Below are 2,627 nucleotides of genomic sequence, written 5' to 3'. Positions count from 1 at the left end.
GTACAACGTCGCGCTGATCGTGCTCGACCGCGACGGCCTGGAGGCGTTCCGGGCCAGGGCCGGCATCCCGCCGGCCGACTTCGCGACGCTCACCCGCCACCCACAGGTCGCCGCCGCCGTCGAGGACGCGGTGCGGCGGGGCAACCAGAAGCTCGCGCGGATCGAGCAGATCAAGCGCTGGAAGGTACTCGACCACGACTGGGTCCCCGGGGGCGACGAGCTGACCCCGACAGCGAAGCTCAGGCGCAGGCCCATCGAGCAGCGCTACGCCGAAACCATCGAGGAGCTCTACGCATGAGCGTCACGTTCACCACCGGTCACGTCGTCGAGAGCGACGACCTGCGCCACCGGGTCGCGCCGGGTGTGAAGACCCGCGACAGCCTGTTCTGGAACCTGGTCCTGCCCGCCGAGCGGATCGCCGCGCAGGTCTACGTCTGGACCGACGGGCGCGGCGTCGCCGGCCGGCAGATCTGCGTCTACTTCCCCGAGCGCGAGCGGAACATCGTCGTGGGCGCCTTCAACGTCGAACTGGGCGACGCCAGCGAGCTGGACGACTGGCACTGTGCGGGCCTGTACCTGCGCCAGCCCGACCCGCTGCGCACCGCAGAGATCGTTTTTGCCGGCGACGAGGTGGACATCGACTACCGTTTCGAGGCCAGCCACCGGCCCTTCAGCTACCGCGAGAACCCGGCGGGCTGCCCGCCGTGGATGGCGACCAACCGCTTCGAGCAGGCCGGGCGCGCGTCGGGCACCCTGCGGGTCGGCGAGCGGGTCATCCCGTTCGCCGATGTGTGGGCCCACCGCGACCACTCCTGGGGCCGGCGGCACTGGAGCGCGGTGCACCACTGGAAGTGGCTCGCCGCCGGCACCCCGTCGGGCGCGGAGCTCAACGCGATGTTCCACATCGCCCGCGGCGAGCTGGGCGTCAACGGCTACGTGCTGCGTGACGGCGAACCGGTGGCGATCGTCGACAGCCGCCACCACGCCACCTACGACAGGGAGATGGGCCAGGAGAGCCTGGAAGCCGAGCTGACCGACGCCCGCGGCGGGACGACGCACCTGTGGATGCGGCGCTACGCCATCGCGCACCTGCCCGTCGGCTCCGACACGCTGATGTCCGAGGCTGCCTGCCAGGTGACCATCGACGGTGAGGCCGGCGCCGGGCAGTTCGAGACGTTGTGGCCCCGCGGCTACCTGAAGCGGCTGGTCGACGCGCAGTGAGCGCATCCTCCGAGACCGCCCCGCCCGTCGAAACCGCCTCGTCCGCCGGAGGTGTCCCACCTGTCAGGGCCGCCTCGTCCGCCGGGAGCGCGCCGGCGGCCGAGGCCGCTTCGCCCGTCGGGAGTGCGCCGCCCTTCGGCACCGCGCGGCTCGAGGCCTACCTGCGCGACCGCGGGCTGGTCAGCGGGCCGATCACGCTGCGGCGCATCGGTGAGGGCCACTCCAACCTGACCTACCTGGTGTCCGACGGCGAGCGCCGGGTGGTGGTGCGCCGGCCACCGCCACCGCCGATCCCGCCGGGCGGCCACGACGTCGTCCGCGAGGCGCGGGTGCAGCGGGCGCTGTGGGACGAACCGGTCCCGGTGCCGCGGATCCTCGCCGTCGAGGAGTCCACCGCGGTGATCGGCGCGCCGTTCTACGTCATGGCACACGTCACCGGGATCGTCGCCACCACCCGCACGCCACCGGCGCTCGACACGCCGGCCGGCAGGCGCGCGGTCGGTGAGGCACTCGTCGACACGCTCGCCGCGCTGCACCGCGTCGACCACGCAGCCGCGGGCCTCGGGGATTTCGGGCGGCCCTCTGGCGATGTCACGCGTCACCTGCGGCGCTTCGCGCGGATCGTCGACCCCGACGGGCACGGCCTGCCGGGGGAACTCGGCGCGCTGCTGGAATGGCTGGTCGACGACCCGCCGGCGCCGGCCGCGCCGACGATCGTCCACGGCGACTTCCGGCTGGGCAACGTCATGCTCGCCGCCGACCCGCCCGCCCGGCTGGTCGCCGTGCTCGACTGGGAGCTGGCGACGATCGGCGACCCGCTGCGCGACGTCGGCTACCTGCTGGCCACCTACGCGGTGCCCGGCGAGCCACCGCACGCGCTGACCGAGATGAGCGCGGCGACCCTCGCCGACGGCTATCCCTCCCGCGCCGAGCTGGCCGCCCGCTACGCGGCCGCCACCGGCACCGAGGTGGCCAACGTCGACTGGTACACGGCGATGGCGCTGTGGAAGCTCGCCGTCCTGTTCGAGTACCAGCGCCGCCGGGTGGCCGACGGGATCGGCGACGCCTACTACTCCCGGCCCGGCCTCGTCGAGGGCTTCCTCGCCGCGGCCCGGCCCATCACGACAGGAGCGGACCTGTGACCGCCTTACCCAGGGTGAGGAGCTGGCCGCCTCGATCCAGGCCGCCGCCGAGGCCAGGAAGCTCCTGGCCTGCCCGCCCCGGGATGAGACCGGTGCGAAAGACGTGCCCGGCCCGTCTGGAGATCAACTGCCGGTGGAGCGGTAGTGGCGCAGGCCGGCGCGCCAGGCCGCGGCGGCGAGGGCCAGCAGAACGGCGGCCACCAGCGGGGAGGCGAAACGGAACAGGGACGGCAGACCCAGCGGATCGGGCTTGTCGAGCACGTA

The 2,627-nt window shown here is 73.4% G+C and carries 3 protein-coding genes and 1 pseudogene; 3 read left to right on the top strand and 1 reads right to left on the bottom strand.

The genetic code is table 11. From position 1 onward, the window contains the following. From DD1DGNOD_RS17700 to DD1DGNOD_RS17690, 3 genes and pseudogenes are all read left to right on the top strand, one after another. Nucleotides 1-298, top strand: a pseudogene (locus DD1DGNOD_RS17700) (long-chain fatty acid--CoA ligase); the annotation flags it as partial. Next, the gene (locus DD1DGNOD_RS17695) at nucleotides 295-1,221 is read left to right on the top strand and encodes a DUF7064 domain-containing protein (RefSeq protein ID WP_013874084.1); all 927 of its coding nucleotides are present in this window, start codon (nucleotides 295-297) and stop codon (nucleotides 1,219-1,221) included. The pseudogene DD1DGNOD_RS17700 and the gene DD1DGNOD_RS17695, both read left to right, overlap by 4 nt. Further along, nucleotides 1,218-2,363: a phosphotransferase family protein gene (locus DD1DGNOD_RS17690; protein ID WP_013874083.1), complete on the top strand. Its 1,146-nt coding sequence runs from the start codon at nucleotides 1,218-1,220 to the stop codon at nucleotides 2,361-2,363. Before DD1DGNOD_RS17695 ends, DD1DGNOD_RS17690 begins: the two co-directional genes overlap by 4 nt. Nucleotides 2,364-2,486: 123 nt before the next feature. Here DD1DGNOD_RS17690 and DD1DGNOD_RS17685 read toward each other — a convergent pair. Beyond that, nucleotides 2,487-2,627: ABC-2 family transporter protein (locus tag DD1DGNOD_RS17685; protein ID WP_206443267.1), on the bottom strand; the 141-nt coding region annotated here is incomplete at its 5' end.

Source organism: Candidatus Protofrankia californiensis (assembly GCF_900634765.1).
Lineage (GTDB): Bacteria > Actinomycetota > Actinomycetes > Frankiales > Frankiaceae > Protofrankia > Protofrankia californiensis.
This window is presented reverse-complemented; position numbering and strand designations above follow the sequence as displayed.

Coding starts and splice junctions, on each gene's coding strand:
- DD1DGNOD_RS17695 (WP_013874084.1), top strand. CDS start 295: ATGAGCGTCACGTTCACCACCGGTCACGTCGTCGAGAGCGACGACCTG.